This window comes from Bacillus sp. SIMBA_008 (assembly GCF_046535495.1).
Lineage (GTDB): Bacteria > Bacillota > Bacilli > Bacillales > Bacillaceae > Bacillus > Bacillus subtilis.
Genome location: NZ_JAWRWL010000043.1, coordinates 1 through 430 on the forward strand (window position 1 = coordinate 1; position 430 = coordinate 430).

Here is a 430-nt window from a genome sequence, read left to right on the forward strand (position 1 = left end):
TGGGCAAAGATCCAATGCCGACATGGGCGCCATAGGAAAGGGAAAAGCTCCCTGCTCTGGAGAATTTCTCGGTAATAATGGCTGAACTGATTTTATCTAATCCGAGCCCGCCGAATTCTTCAGGCACGTCAGCTCCCAGCAGTCCAAGCTCTCCAGCCTTTTTGAGAAGCCTGACAGAATGCTCAAATTCATGCTTTTCAATTTGATCTATATATGGAACAACGTCTTGTAAAATATAATCCTCTGTTGTCTTTCCAATCATTTGATGCTCATCAGTGAAATCCTCTGGTGTAAAGATATGCTCATAATTCGTCTCATCAATTAAGAAGCTTCCACCCTTTTTTACCTCTTCCATTGCTTTCATCCTGATTTCCCCCTTTAGATCAATTCAAAAATTCCTGCTGCTCCCATGCCCCCGCCGATACACATT

1 protein-coding gene is annotated in these 430 nt (G+C 43.3%); it reads right to left on the reverse strand.

Annotation, left to right across the window (positions count from 1 at the left end; all coding sequences use genetic code 11):
* A partial coding sequence (locus SB658_RS22005) for an acyl-CoA dehydrogenase family protein (RefSeq protein ID WP_410602308.1) occupies positions 1-364 on the reverse strand: 364 nt, incomplete at its 3' end.
* Between the last annotated feature and the right edge of the window lie 66 nt (positions 365-430).